Here is a 17,084-nt window from a genome sequence, read left to right on the forward strand (position 1 = left end):
CGTGCACGCGAGCAGCCTCAGGCTGGGAAATCGCGCCACGAGGGTCGGACTAGAGGCGTAGCCGGTCCAGAACGGCCCGCGCGGTGCCCTCGTCGAGCACCAGGTCGGTCGCGGTTCCGGCGCGCAATGCACCGACCACGGCCGGAGCCCGGGACGGGTCGGCCACCACACAGAAGCGGCGCGGAATCCGGGACAGTTCGGCCGGAGTCAGCCCGGTGGCCCGCTCGTTGTAGCTGATGTCGGCATAGGACCCGTCCTCGCGCAGCAGCACTGTGCAGACGTCCCCGACCACGCCGTCGGCGGCCAGGGACGCCATGTCGCCGGCGTCCATGTAGCCGGCGCTGTAGACGTGGGACGGCACCCGTCCCTCCAGGCAGCCGACCCCGAAGATGGCCAGGTCGAGCCGCTCGTGCAGCCGCAACACGTTCTGCACCGAGCGTTCCCGCCACATGGCCTGCTTGGTGGCGGCGTAGTCGAAGAAGGCCGGCACCGGGAACAGCACGACCCGGGCGTCGAAGGCGTCGCCGAAGGCCTGCAGGATCTCGCCGATGTAGGGAATGCCCGAGCTGCGCTGGTTGGCCCCGCCGTTGATCTGGACGACGCTGGCCCCGACCAGCGGGCGGCGTCCCAGGTGTTGCACCACGTGGGAGAGGGTCACTCCCCAGGCCACCCCGATCAGCTGGTGATCCTCGACGGCCTCGGTGAGCAGTCGTCCGGCCAGCCGCGCCACCTGATCGAAGCGGACGTTCTCGTTGGCGTTCTCCCGGACCGAGACCATGTGCACCCGGACCCCGAAGTAGCGACTCAAGGTGGCGGCCATCGGAGAGGCGGAGCCTTGGTGGTCGGCCAGGGAGATCCGCACCAGGCCGGACTCGCGAGCATCCTTGAGGAGCCGGGACACCGACGAACGGGAGAGCCGTAGCTGGCGAGCGATGCTCTCCATCGTCTCACCTTGGATGTAGTACCGGGACGCAGCCTGGTACATCTCCTCGTAGCGCTCGTTCACCCGGGATTCCCTCCGATGCACGTTCGTGCACAGGTCTAGCGCATGCGTTCAACCCTTAGCAAGATGAAGCCATCCGGCAGGGGTAGAAGCGCTCATCTGGCCTGCTGCTACGGGGTTCAGTCGTCAAAGGAGTCGTCGATGTGCCTTCACGCAACGCCGACGCTTGCCGTTGCCGAAATGAACCTCATCTGTAACCGGGAGGGGGACGCTGCCACGAGCGGTCGTCCGGCTTCCACCGGGCATCGGAACTGGACTCCGGTGCCCGGTCGGCGCTTCTGTGAAATGTCCAGCGTGGCGGGACAGCGAGGGTGCTGGCCCGCTCGCCATGACCGGTATTGCTGCGAGTCGCGCGCTCACCGGCCCCAGTGGTTGAATCACCACTCGTCCCTCACCCCAGGCGAGGTTCCCGCCGGACGGCGTTGACGGCCGGTTCGACCAACACTCCATCCCTACTCACTCGGTATAGCTATCGATAACCCCGCGTCCCATTGGACGCACAGACTGACACCAGAGTTGGTGTCGGAAAGCGAGCAATCACGATGCTTCCAACTGTTTTCCTGTCGGAGGTCGTTGGCACCGCCATCCTGGTCCTCCTCGGCTGTGGCGTGGTGGCATCGGGTGCCAAGGAGTTCGTTGCCGGCGTGCCGGTCGACGCAGCTTCCATCGCGACCTACCTGGCCGGCCAGATGGTCGGCGCCTTCCTCGGCGCAGTCGTCTGCTGGCTGGCTTACAAGCAGCACTTCGATGAGGATGCCCCCGAGGGCTACAAGCTGGGCGTGTTCTCCACCGGTCCCGAGATCCGTAACTACGGCTGGAACTTCATCACCGAGCTCATCGGCACCTTCGTTCTGGTCCTGTTCATCCTCGGCCTCAGCCACTGGAGCGGCGGTCAGCTCGGCTGGCTCGGCGCCCTCCCGGTTGGCCTCCTGGTCGTCGGCATCGGTACCTCGCTCGGTGGCCCCACCGGATACGCCATCAACCCGGCCCGTGACCTCGGCCCCCGTATTGCCCACGCTGTCCTGCCGATCCCGAACAAGGGCTCGTCTGACTGGGCGTACTCCTGGGTTCCGGTCTTCGGCCCCATCGTCGGTGGCGTTATCGCCGGCCTGACCGCTGGCTTCCTGCTGCCGGCCTGATAACCAACAAACGGTGGGTGGGTCCGGCGATCCCGGGCTCACCCACCACCCAACCCGCCCCTGAACGAAAACGAGCGGGCCGGTGGCCGCCGACCCGCTCACACACTCCATTCGACAAAGATGTGGAAGGAATTATCCATGGCCGACAAGTACATCCTCGCGATTGACCAGGGAACGACCAGCTCCCGCGCAATCGTCTTCAACCACGAAGGCCGCATCGTCTCCGTGGGCCAAAAGGAACACGAGCAGATCTTCCCGCGCGCCGGCTGGGTCGAGCACAACCCGATTGAGGTCTGGGACGCCGTCCGCGAGGTCGTCGCCGAGGCCCTGGCCAAGTCCAGCCTCAACAAGGAGAACATCCAGGCTGTTGGCGTCACCAACCAGCGTGAGACCACCGTCGTGTGGAACAAGGAGACCGGCCTCCCGGTCTACAACGCGATCGTCTGGCAGGACACCCGCACCTCGAAGATCGTCGAGGATCTGGGCGGCGCTGAGGGCCAGGACAAGTACAAGGCTCGCGTCGGTCTGCCGCTGGCGACCTACTTCTCCGGCCCGAAGGTCAAGTGGATCCTGGACAACGTCGAAGGCGCTCGCGCCGACGCCGAGGCCGGCAAGCTGCTCATGGGCAACATGGACACCTGGGTCATCTGGAACCTGACCGGCGGTGTTGACGGCGGCGTGCACATCACCGACCCGACCAACGCCTCCCGCACCATGCTGATGGACCTGAAGACCCTCAGCTGGGATCCCTCGATCGCTGCCGACATGGGCATCCCGATGAGCATGCTGCCCGCGATCAAGTCCTCCTCCGAGGTCTACGGCTACGGCCGCGAGCAGGGTCTGCTCGGTGGCGTCCCGGTCGCTGGCGACCTGGGCGACCAGCAGGCTGCAACCTTCGGCCAGGCCGCGTTCAAGGCCGGCATGGCGAAGAACACCTACGGCACCGGCTGCTTCATGATCATGAACACCGGCGAGGAGATCGTTCCTTCGAAGAACGGCCTGCTGACCACCGTCTGCTACAAGATCGGCGATCAGAAGACCATCTACGCCCTTGAGGGCTCGATCGCAGTGACCGGCTCGCTGGTGCAGTGGCTGCGCGACAACCTGAAGATGTTCTCCTCTGCTCCGGAGATCGAAGAGCTCGCCGCGTCCGTTGATGACAACGGTGGCTGCTACTTCGTCCCGGCGTTCTCCGGCCTGTTCGCTCCGTACTGGCGTTCCGACGCCCGCGGCGCGATCGTCGGCCTGACCCGCTTCGTCAACCGTGGCCACATCGCCCGCGCCGTCCTGGAGGCCACCGCCTACCAGACCCGCGAGGTCCTGGACGCCATGGAAGCCGACTCCGGTGTGAAGCTGGCCGAGCTCAAGGTCGACGGCGGCATGACTGCCAACGAGACCCTGATGCAGTTCCAGGCTGATCAGCTGGGCGTGCCGGTGGTTCGTCCGGTCGTGGCCGAGACCACTGCCCTTGGTGCGGCCTACGCGGCCGGTATCGCCACTGGCTACTGGAACGGCGAGGCCGACGTCATCGCCAACTGGGCCGAGGACAAGCGCTGGGTGCCCAGCGCCGAGCAGGACGAGCGCGCTCGCCTCTACCGCAACTGGAAGAAGGCCGTCACCAAGACCTTCGACTGGGTCGACGGGGACGTCGCGATCTGAGTTCGCCAGAACTGCAGCGGTGCCGCCGGGGTCTCCCCGGCGGCACCGCTGTTTTGTGTCCTTGCCCCAGTCGAAGACAAGGCTCCCTTCGACGGCCTCAGGGGCCGGGGTCCCGAGAGCGGGGCGGGGTGGTCGCGTTCGAGCGACGTGTCTGTTGAAACCCGCAATTGGCGGTGACTGGAGGTGCGCACTGACCCAGCTGTGGTCAGTCCGAGAACGCGACCAGCTCACTCCGCCGGGCTGGCCGCATGGTGCCCCGGTCGGTTGGCTGGGCTCGTCCGACGCTGGGGGTCCCTTCGACGGGCTCAGGGACCGGGTTCGGCACTGGTGCGCGGTGTCGGGGGAGCGGGGTGGGGTGGTCGCGTTCGAGCGACGTGTCTGTTGAAACCCGCAATTGGCAGTGGCTGGAGGTGCGCGCTGACCCAGCTGTGGTCAGTCCGAGAACGCGACCAGCCCACCCCGCCGGGTTGGCTGCGAGCCCGAGGCTCGGCTCAGCGGCCGAGGACGGCGATCTCGGAGATGGTGCCCTGGTAGACGCTCTTGCCGATCGAGGGCAGCGAGGTCAGGTAGACCAGCAGGTAGCGGCTCCGGACCGGTGCGCTGGGAGCCAGCAGGGTGTCCGCGGCCAGATCGGCGGCGGTGGCCACGGCGTGCCACTGGGTGACCGATCGCTTGGGAGCGGCCGTTGGCGACTCGTTCGGGACCATCACCTGCACGGCACCACCCGGGTCGGTCGACATCACCTCGACCGTGGTCACCTCACGGATGGTGCCCAGGTCGACGATCAGTCCGACGCCGGGCTTGGTGCCGCCGAAGTTGCCGGTCTTCTTGTACTTCTCGCTCACCCAGGACGTCTTCGGGTTGCCGTCGATGGCCTGCAGCACCAGCTTCGGGTTCTCCGCCCCGCTGCCACCGTCGTCCTTCGGGTCGAAGTCGTCGGCCGCGATGATTGTCAGCTTGACCGGCGGTGCGGTGGTCGGCACCACCACCGGGTTGCCGGTCAGCGTCGCGGCGGCCAGGAGCCCCACGGCGAGGACCAGCCCGAAGGTGCCGATCACGAAGGGCAGTCGGGGCTTGCGGGGTTCCGGCGCCTCCGGTGCGCTGACCGGGGGTGGCGGGACGGGTGTGAAGCCCTCCTGGCGATCCAAGGCGGACGCCACGAACTCCTCCTCATCGCCGGACTCCGCGCTGGAGCCGTCCACCGGCACCGTCATCTGGAACCGGCTCGCGGCCGGAGTCGGCAGCGGCGGAGCCACTCGCGACACCGGAGCCGGGCTGTCCAACTCGTCGGCGTTGCGGTTCAGCCGGGCCCGCAGGTCGGAGACCGCGCTGGTCGGGCCGAGCACCAAGGACAGCTGCGTGGTCAGTTCGGAGGCGGTCTCGATCGGGGCGGCATGCCCGCGGGGTTCCACCGACAGCAGCCGATCGACGATCTTGTCCAGCTGTGGAGCCACCCCGTTGCGCACTTCGCTGGGCAGCGGCAGCCGTCCGTCCTTCTCCAGGACCGGGTGCAGGCCGAAGGCGGCCTCCATCGGCCACCGGGCCACCAGGCAGGCGTAGAGCAGCTCGCCCAGGGCCAGGATGTCGCCGGCCTCGGTTCCCGGCGCGGCGTCGTCCAGCCCGGCCGCGTAGCCGAGGATCTTCAGGTTGCCCGAGTTGGTGATCAGCACGGTGGCCGGGTTCAGCTGGCCGTGGTGCTGCCCTTGAGCGTGCAGGCCGTTGATGGCGTCGGCGATCTCCCGAATCACCCAGGCGGTCTCGACTCCGGTCAGCGGCCCTCGTCGGAGCAGCTTGGCCAGGGTCTGGCCGGCGGCGTACTCGTAGACGACGAAGGCACCCTCCGGCGGCTCATCGGTCTGATCGAGCAGGCTGGCCTGGTCGGTGAGGTCGGGCACCACGACGTCCAGGACGCGCAGGAAGCGGGCGTCGGTGGCACCGGCCGCCTGCCGGGCCGAACGCAGGACGGCCGCGGTCCGAGGTGCCCCGGACGGAAGCAGCTGCACCAGCACCGGGCGGCCCAGGACGATGTCTTGGCCCAGCCAGGACTGGCCGGCCGCACTGGCGGCGAGCAGGGTGCCGAGCCGGTACCGTCCGGCCAGGACCCGACCCGTGCCCGGATCGACGGACGGCTCGGGGTACTCCAGGATCGCTTCCGGCGGGGGCGGCAGCGGGGTGACCTGGACGAAGACCCCGATCCCGTCCGGATCGGTGTCCGGGTTGATGTCGGCTCGCGGCGGCTCCGGCCGTTCGTAGTCGGCGGGTCGGCCATGCTCCTCGAGGGGCACCTCACCGGACAGCTCGGCGTCCTCCTCGGCGACCAGGACCTCGGCGGCGTCCGCCTCACCGTCGTCGCCATGCTTTCGGCGCAGCATCGAGAGCAGCGAGGACACCTCATCGATCCCCAACCGCCGGGCGACCAGGACGAACACCGCGACCGCAGCCGCGCCGGCCACAGCCAGGACCAGCAGCCGCAGCCAGCTGGACGCCAGCCCGGCGCCGGCCCAGGTGATCAGCCAGCCGACCAGGGCGGCCGGGGCCGAGGCCAGCAGCAGCCGGGCCAACTGCTGCCATAGCGACCGTCCGTCCAACTCGGGTAGCCGGCGCTTCAAGGAGCGGTAGGTGAGGAACACCCCCAGGAAATAGGAGACCGAGTAGGCCAGGGCCAGCCGGGCGGCCACGGTGTTCGGGTCGTTCCAGGCCAGGACGAAGGCCACGGCCAGGGTGGCGTTCGCACCGCTGATCCAGATCTGCAGTCCGAACGGGGTCTTGGTGTTGTCCAGGGCGTAGAAGGCCCGCAGGTACAGATACTGGATCGTGTACGGCACCAGGCCGATCCCGAAGGCGGCCAGCGCCCAGGCCACATAGTGATAGTCGCTGGCGCCGGCGCCGTTGCCGAACGGCACCCGGGCGATCGGATCGGCCAGCGCCACGAAGGCCACCGAGGCCGGGACCAGGAAGGTGAGGGCTAGCCGCAGCGCGCGGTTCGTCTCGGCGGCCACCCCGGCCAGGTCTCCGGCCAGGGCAGCGGTGGACGCGGCCGGGAGCATCGCGGTAGCCAGCGAGACGGTCAGCAGCGAGTGCGGCAGGATCCAGATCAGATAGGCCTGCTGGTAGGCGTTCACGCCGCCGGCCGAGGCCATGTTGGTCACCACGACCTGGGCCAGCGAGGTCAGCGCGACGTAGCCGACCATCCACTTGGCCACGTGGAACGTGCGGCCCAGACCGGTGCCCTTCAGGTCGAACCGCGGACGGTAGTTGAACCCGGCCCGGCGCAGATAGGGCAGCAGGATCAAGGTCTGCACGGCGATGCCGACCGTGGAGCCGATGCCGAGCAGCCATACCTGCTGGTCGGTGAACGGCAGATCGCGGGAGGTCTGGGCGCCCCAGAAGAACAGGTAGGCGCTCAGCGAGATGATCGAGACCACGTTGTTCAGCACCGGCGCCCACATCATCGGGCCGAACTTCTCCCGGGCGTTGAGCACCTGTCCGATCAGGAAGAACACGCCGTAGAAGAAGATCTGCGGCATGGTCAGATAGCTCATCAGCAGCAGCGCGCGCCAATGCTCCGCCATCTCCGGAGCTCGCCAACTGGACTTGGTGTAGACCGACATCACCAGCGGGGCGGCAACGGTGAACACCACAGTCAGAGCGCCGAGGATCAGCAGGAAGCCGGTCATGATCCGGTCCACGAAGGCCCGTCCGCCGTCTTCGTCCCGGGTGACGGCACGGACGATCTGCGGGACCAGCACGTTGTTCAACGTGCCGCCGGCCAGCAGCAGGTACAGCGAGCTGGGCACGGTCAGCGCGAGGGTGAGGACGTCGGCCCGCATCGTGAAGTTGCCCAGAATGAACGCGATCAGGACCGCTCGGATCAGACCGAGCACCCGGGAGACCATGGTCCCCGAAGCCATCACTGCGGTGGCGCTGAGCAGCTTGCGCCCAGAGTTGGTGGCTTCGCTCATTCGGCTCTCTCCGGCTCGACCTGGGCCTCGGCGGCCGCGTTGCGGCGGCGCACCTGACGAATACGGAAGGCGGTGGCACCGACCAGCACCACTGCCGAGATGGCCACGATCACCCAGGCCACCATGCCCAGATCGGTGACCTCCACCACGATCCGGGTGCCCTCGCTGATCCGGTGCCCGGACGCCGAGGTCAGCTGCGCCGTGGCGACCACCACGCCGTTGGAGCTGGCCTCGGGACGGATGTTCACCGTCTGGCTCTGGCCCGGGTCGATGGTGAAGACCTTCGACGGCGGGACGGTGAGTCGCTGCGGGTTGTCCGAGACGATCCGGACCATCACCTGGATCTGGTCGCTGAGCTCGTTGGTCACGGTGATCGGGAACTCATTCGTCCGCGACGACATGACGAAGCGGGAGCTGGCATGCAGCTCGATGCCGTCATCGAGGGCGTGCGGCCCGACCCGATCCGACAGCGCCCGGAGCAGGTCGGCGCGGGCCTGCGGGACCTGGATCCAGGCCGAGGAACTCAGCCGGGCCAGGGCCGGCGCGCTCTGCGCCAGGACGGCGGCGCTCGGCGCCACCTCTTCATACGTGGCGAAGTCGTGCTCGATCTGGGTGAGCTGGTCGAAGTCGGCGGTCGACAAGGTCGGGCCGACTTGCTCGATCAGTTCAGGGCTGCCGTCCTTCGCGCTGGCCAGCAGGTCGGCCAGCGAGCGATCGTCCACCCAGTCCGGACGACTGGACTCATCCTTGGCCAGATCGGCGGCCGAGGTGATCAGTCGCAACTGGCCCGAGCCGCCGGCCACCACGGTGGTGGCCAGGGACAGCAGTCGGCTCTCCAGTGACCCGGGCTCGGCGGTGGCGGACGCAGTGTTCATCACCGGCACCACGATCGGTCCGCCGGAGGTCGGCTGGAGCACCTGCGTGGCCGAGCTGTTGCCGGCCAGCACGGCGGCGTCCTCCAGCCCGGAAAGGGACTCCAGCGTGGCTTGGTTGAGGATCAGGCCGTTGGGCACGACCACCAACGGCAAATCCGACAGCCCCAGGACGGAGTCACCGACCATCTCGGCGCGGCTCAGCACCGCGGCGTTGCCGGCAGCGGCTGCCCCGACCACGTCCGGATTGCCGTACAGCGTCCGGCCTCCCCAGTTGCGATTCAGCTGCTGATAGCGGGCCAGCCAACTGGCCGCGATCGCCTGGCCGGCACCGGGGACGGTCTGGCCGCCGGTGATCACCTGGTAGCCGTCGGCCTGGTCGCGGACCTCGTCCAGCAACTCCGGGTCGATCAGCCAGCTGTGTCCGGGCCGTTCGGCCGCAGTGAGCAGAGTGCCCAGCCGTCCGGTGAGTTCGGCCGACAACGACTCGTTGCTGAACAGTCCGTCCATCACCTTGCTGGGCGTGGTGGAGAGCAGCACCGCCGAGGTGACCGGCACCTGCGCTCCCGGCAGGCTGACGAAGGTGCGGATCTGTCCGGCCACGGCGTAGCTGCTGCTCTGATCGGAGGTGCCCAGCACCTGCAGACCGAAGGCGTAGGCCGCTCCGGTGGTGTCGAAGCCGAGGTCGGCCAGCGTGGCCTTGAGCTTGAGTTGGGTCTTCGCGCCCGGGGCGAAGGCCTCAGTGGAGCGGGTGACCAGCCGGTAGTGGTCCGGGGTGGCGGTCATCCGCGAGCCCCAGCCGGCCTCGGCGGCCTCGGCCTTGCGCAGCGTCCCGGGGTCGCGGATCGGATCGCGAGAGCGCCACAGAATCGCCTGCACTCCGTAGACCGGGTCGGGGCTGGTGTTGGTGACGGTGGCGGTGATCTTGACGGTGTCGTCCGGCTCGCTGCCACTGACGGTGAGGCTGTTCAGGGTGACTTGCAGCTGCGGGACGGTGATCGCCTCGGCCGTGGACGGGGCCAGCCAGGCGATGCCGGTGGCCGCCAGTAGCACCGCGAGCAGGTAGCCCAGGGCGCGGCGCCAGAAGCCGGATCCACCGCGTGTCACCGTCCTATCGTACGGGGGTCGCCGGAGCCGTCCGACCGGACGCGCTCAGCCGAGGCCAGGCTCACAGGCGAAGCCGGAGCTCCGCCCGGTAGACTGCTCGGTCGTGCCTGACCTGACTGCTGAACGACGCGCCGCCCTGGACGCGGTGCTGGCCGCCGGGCCGAAGGTGCGCCAGCTGACTGAGGCTTTCGCCGCCGCGGGCCATGAGCTCTACCTGGTCGGCGGGTCCGTGCGGGACGCCCTGCTCGGCCGGCTGGGCACCGACTTGGACTACACCACCTCTGCGCATCCGGATCAGATCGAGCAGATCGTCCGGAAGTTCACCAAGGCGGTCTGGGACGTCGGGCGCGCCTACGGGACGATCGCCTGCCGGATCGACGACAAGACGTCCTGGCTGGTCGAGATCACTACCTTCCGCGCCGACAGCTACGTCGATCACAGCCGCAAGCCCGAGGTCGTCTTCGGCGACCATCTGGGCGGCGACCTGATCCGGCGCGACTTCACGGTCAACGCCATGGCCCTGGACACCGTCACCGGGGAGTTGCTGGACCCGTTCAAGGGCTTGGACGATCTGGAGGCCTGCCTGATCCGGACGCCGTCGGCCCCGGAGATCTCCTTCTCCGATGACCCGCTGCGGATGATGCGGGCCGCCCGGTTCGCCTCCCAGCTGGGCTTCCGGCCGACCCCGGACGTGATCGCGGCCATGAAGGCCGATGCCGAGCGGATCCGGATCATCTCCGCCGAGCGGGTCCGGGACGAGCTGACCAAGCTGATGCTGTCGCCCGACCCGCGTCCGGGCCTGGAGTTGCTGGTCGACACCGGGCTGGCCGACATCGTGCTGCCGGAGTTGCCCGCGCTGCGGATGGAGTCCGACGAGCACAACCGGCACAAGGACGTCTTCGATCACACCCTGATCGTTGTCGAGCAGGCCATTGAGTTGGAGCGGGCCCGCGGCCACGCTCCGGACCTGATCAGCCGACTGGCTGCGCTGTTCCACGACATCGGCAAGCCGGCCACCCGGCGGTTCGAGCCGGGCGGCAAGGTGTCCTTCCACCACCACGATGTGGTCGGGGCGAAGCTGACCCGCAAGCGGATGGAAGCGCTGCACTTCTCCAACGACGAGATCAAGGCGGTGTCGAAGCTGGTCGAGTTGCACCTGCGCTTCCACGGCTACGGCGAGGGCCAGTGGACCGACTCGGCCGTCCGCCGCTACGTCCGCGATGCCGGCGATCAGCTCGAGCGGCTGCACATCCTGACCCGCTCGGACTGCACCACTCGCAACCAGCGCAAGGCCGACACCCTGCGCCGCGCGTACGAGGAGCTGGAGTGGCGGATCGACGAACTGGCCGCCCAGGAGGAGCTGGACTCGATGCGTCCGGACCTGGACGGGACCCAGATCATGGAGGTGCTCGGGATCGGTCCCGGGCGGGAGGTCGGCGCGGCCTACAAGTACCTGTTGGAGCGCCGGATTGATGACGGACCGCTCGGTGAGCAACGGGCCAAGGACGAGCTGCTGGCCTGGTGGGCCGGGCGGCAGGAGAACTGAATGACGTTGCATTTCCGGCCCGAAGCGGTCGTGTTCGACAACGACGGGCTGTTGGTCGATACCGAGTCCTGCTGGACGAAGGCCGAGGCGACCATCTTCGCTGAGCGCGGCCTGGAGTACCCACCGGCGATCAAGGCGGAGTTCATCGGCAAGTCGGTCCCCGACACCGTGGCGCTGATGGCGCAGCGGTTCGGCGAGGTCGGCAACGAGGCTGCGATCGGCACCCGGCTGTTGCGGCTGGCCGCAGAGGTGATCTCGGCGGAGTCGGTGGCCATGCCGGGCGCGGTCGAGTTGGTCTACTCACTGCGCGGACGGATGCCGATCGCGGTGGCCAGCAACTCCCCGCGCGGCCTGGTCGAGGCCGCGTTGCGTCCGGCCGGGCTGTGGGGACGATTCGACGCCGTGGTCAGCTTGGATGACGTGGCCATCGGCAAACCGGCCCCCGATCTGTACCTGAAGGCGTGTGCCGCCCTGGCCGCCACCCCCGAACACTGCCTGGCCTTCGAGGACTCCGAGACCGGGCTGGCCTCGGCGCGGGCGGCCGGGCTGTCGGTGGTCGGGGTGCCGACCCTGAAGAACCTCGAGTTCGACGCCGACCTGGTGGTCGACTCGCTGGCCGACCCGGACCTCGTGGAGTGGGCCGCCAGCTGGTGACTTTAGTTAGCCAAACTAATGAGCTAAGCTAACTAACTGTGAGTGAAGATCTGGGCCAGCTGGCGAACGCCGTCCGTACTACCTGCCAGCAGGTGAGCCGTCGAGTGCGCTTCGAAGCCAACCCGGAACTGGCTCCCCACCACGCCAGCGCGCTGTTCAAGCTGATGGACGGGCCGCGCACCCCCAGCGAACTCGCCGAACAGGAGCGGGTCGCGGCGCCGTCCATGACCCGGACCGTGAACTGCCTCGTCGAGCGAGGACTGGCCAGCCTGGCCAGCAACCCGAACGATGGACGTTCCAAGCTGGTCGCCCTGACCGATTCCGGCCGGGACGCGCTGGAGCAGACCGTCCACGCCCGGGACGACTGGATGATGCGGCGGCTGGCCGGGCTCAGCGAGGCCGACCAGGAGATTCTGCGTGCGGCCACCGAGGTCTTGAACCGGGTGTTGGACGCGTGAGCACCGCCGCTGCCCAGCGGGTGCCCACTTTCGCCTCACTCAGCATTCGCAACTACCGGCTGTTCTGGACCGGAGGGCTGATCTCGAACATCGGCACCTGGATGGCCCGCGTCGCCCAGGACTGGCTGGTGCTGACCGTCCTGACCAACAACTCGGCCTGGGCGCTGGGCATCGTGACCGGCCTGCAGTTCCTGCCGATCGCGCTGTTCGCGCCGTACGCCGGAGCGCTGGCCGATCGGCTGTCCAAGCGCCGGCTGCTGATGTGCACCCAGACCGCCCAAGGCCTGATCGGCGTGACCATGGCGGTCCTGGTGATCGGCGGCTGGATCCAGCTGTGGCACGTCTACCTGCTGGCCACCCTGCTCGGCGTGGCGGCGGCCTTCGACGGTCCGGCCCGGCAGGCCTTCGCGCCCGAGATGGTCAGCGACAAGCTCATCCCCAATGCGGTCGGCCTGAACACCACCTCATTCCACGCGGCCCGGCTGATCGGACCGGCCGTGGCCGGACTGATCATCGGCTGGTGGGGCGTCGGTCCCGCGCTGGCCATCAACGGACTCAGCTTCCTGGCCGTCCTGGCCGCGCTGGCCCGGATGGATCCCGAGCGGCTCACCCCGGCTCCCCGGGTTCGGGCCAAGGGAGCAGTGATGGACGGGGTTCGTTACGTCCGCAGGCGTCCGGACATCATGCTGGCCATGTTCATCGTGTTCATGCTGGGCACCTTCGGAATGAACTTCCAGATCACCAATGCGCTGATGGCGACCGCCGTGTTCCAGGTGGGCCCGGTTCAGTACGGTCTGCTCGGCTCGGTGCTGGCGATCGGCTCGCTGTCGGCCGGCCTGATGGCGGCCCGGCGGGTGGACCTGCCCTGGAAGCTAATCGTCGGCTCGCTGGGCGCGTTCGCGCTGGCCGAGATCGGGCTGTCGGTGATGCCCGGCTACTGGTCCTACGCCGTGCTGCTGGTGCCGACCGGCCTGGCCGCGCTGACCGTGATGACGGCAGCCAATGCGTCCGTCCAGATGTCCACCGAGCCGGTGATGCGTGGCCGGGTGATGGCGCTGTACCAGGCGATCTTCCTGGGCGGGACGCCGCTGGGCGCTCCGCTGATCGGCTGGATCGGCGACGCCTGGGGTCCGCGCTGGACGCTGGCCATCGGCGGCATCGCCTGTGCCCTGACCTTCCTGGTCGCGCTCGCCGTGCTCTCCCGCTGGCAGGCCGACGACGCGGCCACCGTGGCGCCGCTGCCCTCCTGATCCGGCCGGGTCAGCCCTGGCGGGTGAGGAACTCGTCGCGAAGCTGCTTGCGCAGGACTTTGCCCAGCATCGAGCGCGGGAAGTCGGAGACCACGACGATCTGCTTGGGCACCTTGTAGGCGGCCAGTCGCTCGCGACACCAGGCCCGCATGGCCTTCTCGTCGAGGCTGCCTTCCGGACGCAGCAGCACCAGCGCCACGACCTTCTCGCCGCCGTGCGGCGAGGGCACCCCGATCACCGCGGCGTCGGCCAGATCCGGATGGGTGCGCAGCACGGCCTCCACCTCGGACGGGGCCACGTTGAAGCCACCGGTGATGATCAGCTCCTTGACCCGGTCGACGATGGTGGTGAAGCCGTCGGCGTCCACGGTCACCACGTCGCCGGTACGCAGCCAGCCGCCGGGCAGCAGCGTCTTCTCGGTGTCGGCGACGTTGTTCCAGTAGCCGTGGAAGACCTGCGGGCCCTTGATCAGCAGCTCGCCGCGCTCACCGACGCCGACCTCCTTGGTCGGATCCTCGGTGTCGACCACCTTCATGTAGGTGCTCGGGAACGGGATTCCGATCGTCCCGGACCGCCGGGACGGCGCGAACGGGTTGCCCAGGCAGACCGGGGACGCCTCGGTCATCCCGTAGCCCTCGACCAGCAGCCCGCCGGAGACGCTTTCCCACAGCTCGACCACCGACTCGGGCAGGTTCATGGCCCCGGAGATGCAGTACTTCGCCGAGCGCAGGCTGATCCCACGCTTCTTGGCCTCGGCCGCGGTCTTCTCGTAGATCGGCGGGACGGCGCAGTACACCGTCGGTGGGGTCTTCTTGGCCGCGGCCAGCACCAGATCCACATCGAAGGACGGGAAAATCACCAGCCGGGCCTGCTTCAAGATCCCGTAGGTGAGGAACAGGGTCATCCCGAAGGCGTGGAACATCGGCAGGATCGCGTAGAAGTTCTCTTTGCGGTACTGCGCGCCGTGCATCCAGGCCTCGCCCTGCCGGGCATTGGCGAACAGGTTGTAGTGGCTGAGCATCGCACCCTTGGAGACCCCGGTGGTGCCCGAGGTGTACTGGATCACGGCCAGGTCATGGACGCTCGGCTTCGGGTGCTCCGGATCGATCCGAGGGGAGGCCACCAGCTGCTCCCAGGACAGGGTGCCCGAGGTCGGCTGGGTCAGCTTGGCCCGGGTATCGCGCAGCTTGCGGACGGGCAGGTGCAGGGCCATGGCCTTCAGCTTCGGGAACGCCTTCAGCAGGTTCACGGCCACGATCTTGGACAGCGCGATGTCGTCCGGCAGTGCCTGCAGTTTGGCGACGGCGACGTCCCAGCAGATCGCCACCCGGGCGCCGTGATCCTCGAACTGATGGCGCAACTCACGCTCGGTGTAGAGCGGGTTGTGCTCGACCACGACCGCGCCCAACCGCAGCACGGCGTAGAAGGCGATCACATGCTGCGGCGAGTTGGGCAGCACCAGGGCCACCCGGTCGCCGGCGTGCACGCCGAGTCGACGAAGTCCCTCGGCCACCCGCTCGACCTGCTCACCGAAGGCGGCATAGGTCGTGGTGCGTCCGAAGAACTCCAAAGCGATCGAGTTCGCGGCCTCGCTGACCGAGCGCTCATACAGCGCAACCAACGACTCTGTTGGCAGTTCGATCTGGGCCGGAACCCCTGGCTGATAGTGCTTCACCCATGGTGCGTCCACACGTTCACCCTAGTGTGAAGCGGGTCCGGACGGGGGCGCGGAGAACGAGATTCGTGACCGGTTCGCGCAGCGGTGGGCCAACTGTTGTACGAACGCCGCAACGAATCGGCCCCGCTCCGACTTGTTGTAGGTGTGGGAACGGATGCTGTCACCATGACTGTCGAGACCGGCCGGGACGCCGCCTTCAGCGACTTCGTACGAAGTCGCAGCCGGCGCCTGGGGGACTTGGCCTGGCTGATCACCGGCAACCTCGCCGATGCCGAGGATGCCGTGCAGGACGCCCTGGCCGGGCTCTACCGGCGCTGGGCGAAGCTGCCCTCCGGAGATGAGTTCGAGGCGTACGTCCATCGCACGCTGGTGAACGCCTGCCTGGGTGTCATCCGGCGGCGACCGCGGGCGCTCAGTGTGGCCGACCCGGCGCTGCTGGCGTCGGCTCCGGTGGGCGCGGATCCGTCCGTGGCGGTGGCGGCCAGCGATCAGGTCTGGCGGTTGTGCCAGCAGTTGGCGCCCGACCAGCGGGCCGCGGTGGTGCTGCGCTTCTACGGCGACCTCAGCTATGCCGAGATCGCCACCGCGCTGGGCTGCCGGGAGGCGACCGCGCGATCCCACGTGAACCGGGCGCTGAAGAGGCTGCGCTCACGGATTGAGGAGGGGAAATGAACGACTTGGAGCGCACTTTCCGCGAGGGCCTGCGTCAGGCCGTGGCCGATCGTCCCGGCGGAGTCCGGGTCGACATCGACGAGGTGATCGCCCGGGCGTCGTCCCCCGACTTCGTCCCCGAGACTCGCTGGACGCCGCCGCGCTGGCTGGCTGCCGCGGCTGCGGTGCTGGTCGTCGCCGGGTTGGGCGTGACCATGGTGGCCTTGCGTCCCTCTGCAGGGGTGCCCGCCGTTCCGTCCGCCCCGTCGCCGACGGCGTCGCCGAGCAGCTGGTTCGATCCGAGCAAGCTCATCGGCAGCCGGTGGTCGGTCATCCAGCTGGACGGACAGCCCGTGGCGGCCAAGGGCAACGCCAGCGAGCCGAGTGTCACCTTCACGTCCGAGACGAAGGCCCTGACCAATGACGGCTGCAACACCGGCCAGCGCAGCTACCGGTTCGCACCGCGTGGCGTTCTTCTCGACTTCAGCTTCGCCGCCACCGGCGGACAGGTCACGGACGGCTGCGACCCCGCGCTGCAGAAGCGCTTCGCCAAGGCACTGGACAACACGGTTCAGGCTCGCCTCAGCGCGGATCTCCTGGAGTTCTTCGGCGGCAATGATGAAGCAGTGATGCGCCTCGTCCGGGCTGACGGGACGCAGACCAAGCCCACCCCCACCCCGAACCCGACCAACTCCGTCCCCGGGGAGATCGGTGTGCCGTCGGCAACCCCCACCCCAACCGAGCCGCCGGTGGCGACGTCGAGCCCGACCGCTGGGGTGCACGTCCGGATCTACAACGACACCGGCGTCACCGTGCGCGATGTGAAGCTCGGCTTCCAGGATGGACTCGTCATCAGGGAAGGCGCGATGGCCCCGGGCACCTACAGCGAGTACATGGGCCTCAAGGTGGCCTACCGCCTCGCCAGCCTGGAGGCGAAGGTTGACGGGCACCCCTATCGGATCACCCCGATCGACTACGTGGGCGAGCAGCCGCTCGAGCCGGGCAACTACACCTACCGGATCAGACTGACCGAGGGCGTCATGTTCCTCGAGTTCGGCCAGGACTGAGCTGTACCCGCCCGGTGCGTGTGCAGCGCGCACCGGTG

General features: G+C 68.4%; 12 protein-coding genes. 8 read left to right on the forward strand and 4 right to left on the reverse strand.

What is annotated here, in order from left to right:
• Positions 1-49: 49 nt before the first annotated feature.
• Positions 50-1,006: a sugar-binding transcriptional regulator gene (locus ATK74_RS13805; RefSeq protein ID WP_098461586.1), complete on the reverse strand. Its 957-nt coding sequence runs from the start codon at positions 1,004-1,006 to the stop codon at positions 50-52.
• 539 nt (positions 1,007-1,545) lie between these two features.
• Here ATK74_RS13805 and ATK74_RS13810 point away from each other — a divergent pair.
• On the forward strand, positions 1,546-2,142 hold the full coding sequence (locus ATK74_RS13810; protein WP_098461587.1) for an MIP/aquaporin family protein: 597 nt from the start codon (positions 1,546-1,548) through the stop codon (positions 2,140-2,142).
• Positions 2,143-2,280: 138 nt separating this feature from the next.
• Positions 2,281-3,801 (forward strand): glycerol kinase GlpK, encoded by a 1,521-nt coding sequence (gene glpK / locus ATK74_RS13815; RefSeq protein WP_098461588.1) that lies wholly within the window; start codon positions 2,281-2,283, stop codon positions 3,799-3,801.
• Positions 3,802-4,292: 491 nt separating this feature from the next.
• On the opposite strand, the gene murJ is transcribed toward glpK, so the two are convergent.
• Together murJ and ATK74_RS13825 are read right to left on the reverse strand one after the other, a co-directional pair.
• Complete coding sequence (gene murJ / locus ATK74_RS13820; RefSeq protein WP_098461589.1) at positions 4,293-7,763, reverse strand: murein biosynthesis integral membrane protein MurJ; 3,471 nt, start codon at positions 7,761-7,763, stop codon at positions 4,293-4,295.
• Positions 7,760-9,742, reverse strand: coding sequence for a DUF6049 family protein (locus tag ATK74_RS13825; protein WP_098461590.1), 1,983 nt, complete (start codon positions 9,740-9,742; stop codon positions 7,760-7,762). The genes murJ and ATK74_RS13825 overlap by 4 nt, the downstream gene beginning before the upstream one ends.
• A gap of 103 nt (positions 9,743-9,845) precedes the next feature.
• On the opposite strand from ATK74_RS13825, the gene ATK74_RS13830 reads away from it, so the two are divergent.
• The 4 genes from ATK74_RS13830 to ATK74_RS13845 are packed head-to-tail and all read left to right on the forward strand — an operon-like array spanning position 9,846 to position 13,650.
• Positions 9,846-11,288 carry a CCA tRNA nucleotidyltransferase gene (locus ATK74_RS13830; protein ID WP_098461591.1) on the forward strand — a complete coding sequence of 481 codons (1,443 nt, stop codon included), beginning with the start codon at positions 9,846-9,848 and terminating at the stop codon, positions 11,286-11,288.
• Entirely contained in the window at positions 11,289-11,942 is a 654-nt protein-coding gene (locus tag ATK74_RS13835; protein WP_098461592.1) for an HAD family hydrolase, read from the forward strand. It begins immediately after the preceding gene.
• Positions 11,943-11,980: 38 nt separating this feature from the next.
• The gene (locus ATK74_RS13840; protein ID WP_098461593.1) at positions 11,981-12,400 is read left to right on the forward strand and encodes a MarR family winged helix-turn-helix transcriptional regulator; all 420 of its coding nucleotides are present in this window, start codon (positions 11,981-11,983) and stop codon (positions 12,398-12,400) included.
• The gene (locus ATK74_RS13845) at positions 12,397-13,650 is read left to right on the forward strand and encodes an MFS transporter (protein ID WP_098461594.1); all 1,254 of its coding nucleotides are present in this window, start codon (positions 12,397-12,399) and stop codon (positions 13,648-13,650) included. Before ATK74_RS13840 ends, ATK74_RS13845 begins: the two co-directional genes overlap by 4 nt.
• 10 nt (positions 13,651-13,660) lie before the next feature.
• On the opposite strand, the gene ATK74_RS13850 is transcribed toward ATK74_RS13845, so the two are convergent.
• Positions 13,661-15,340, reverse strand: coding sequence for a long-chain-fatty-acid--CoA ligase (locus ATK74_RS13850; RefSeq protein WP_098461595.1), 1,680 nt, complete (start codon positions 15,338-15,340; stop codon positions 13,661-13,663).
• A 153-nt stretch (positions 15,341-15,493) separates the two neighbouring features.
• Between ATK74_RS13850 and ATK74_RS13855 the strand changes: the two genes are divergently transcribed.
• Together ATK74_RS13855 and ATK74_RS13860 are read left to right on the forward strand one after the other, a co-directional pair.
• A complete protein-coding gene (locus ATK74_RS13855) occupies positions 15,494-16,000 on the forward strand; it encodes an RNA polymerase sigma factor (protein WP_098461596.1) in 507 nt (168 codons plus the stop codon).
• Positions 15,997-17,046, forward strand: coding sequence for an META domain-containing protein (locus ATK74_RS13860; RefSeq protein ID WP_098461597.1), 1,050 nt, complete (start codon positions 15,997-15,999; stop codon positions 17,044-17,046). Before ATK74_RS13855 ends, ATK74_RS13860 begins: the two co-directional genes overlap by 4 nt.
• Positions 17,047-17,084: the final 38 nt, after the last annotated feature.

Origin of the sequence: Propionicimonas paludicola (assembly GCF_002563675.1) — a bacterium.
GTDB lineage: Bacteria > Actinomycetota > Actinomycetes > Propionibacteriales > Propionibacteriaceae > Propionicimonas > Propionicimonas paludicola.

Coding starts and splice junctions, on each gene's coding strand:
- ATK74_RS13810 (WP_098461587.1), top strand. CDS start 1,546: ATGCTTCCAACTGTTTTCCTGTCGGAGGTCGTTGGCACCGCCATCCTG.
- glpK (WP_098461588.1), top strand. CDS start 2,281: ATGGCCGACAAGTACATCCTCGCGATTGACCAGGGAACGACCAGCTCC.
- murJ (WP_098461589.1), bottom strand. CDS start 7,763: ATGAGCGAAGCCACCAACTCTGGGCGCAAGCTGCTCAGCGCCACCGCA.
- ATK74_RS13835 (WP_098461592.1), top strand. CDS start 11,289: ATGACGTTGCATTTCCGGCCCGAAGCGGTCGTGTTCGACAACGACGGG.
- ATK74_RS13855 (WP_098461596.1), top strand. CDS start 15,494: ATGACTGTCGAGACCGGCCGGGACGCCGCCTTCAGCGACTTCGTACGA.
- ATK74_RS13860 (WP_098461597.1), top strand. CDS start 15,997: ATGAACGACTTGGAGCGCACTTTCCGCGAGGGCCTGCGTCAGGCCGTG.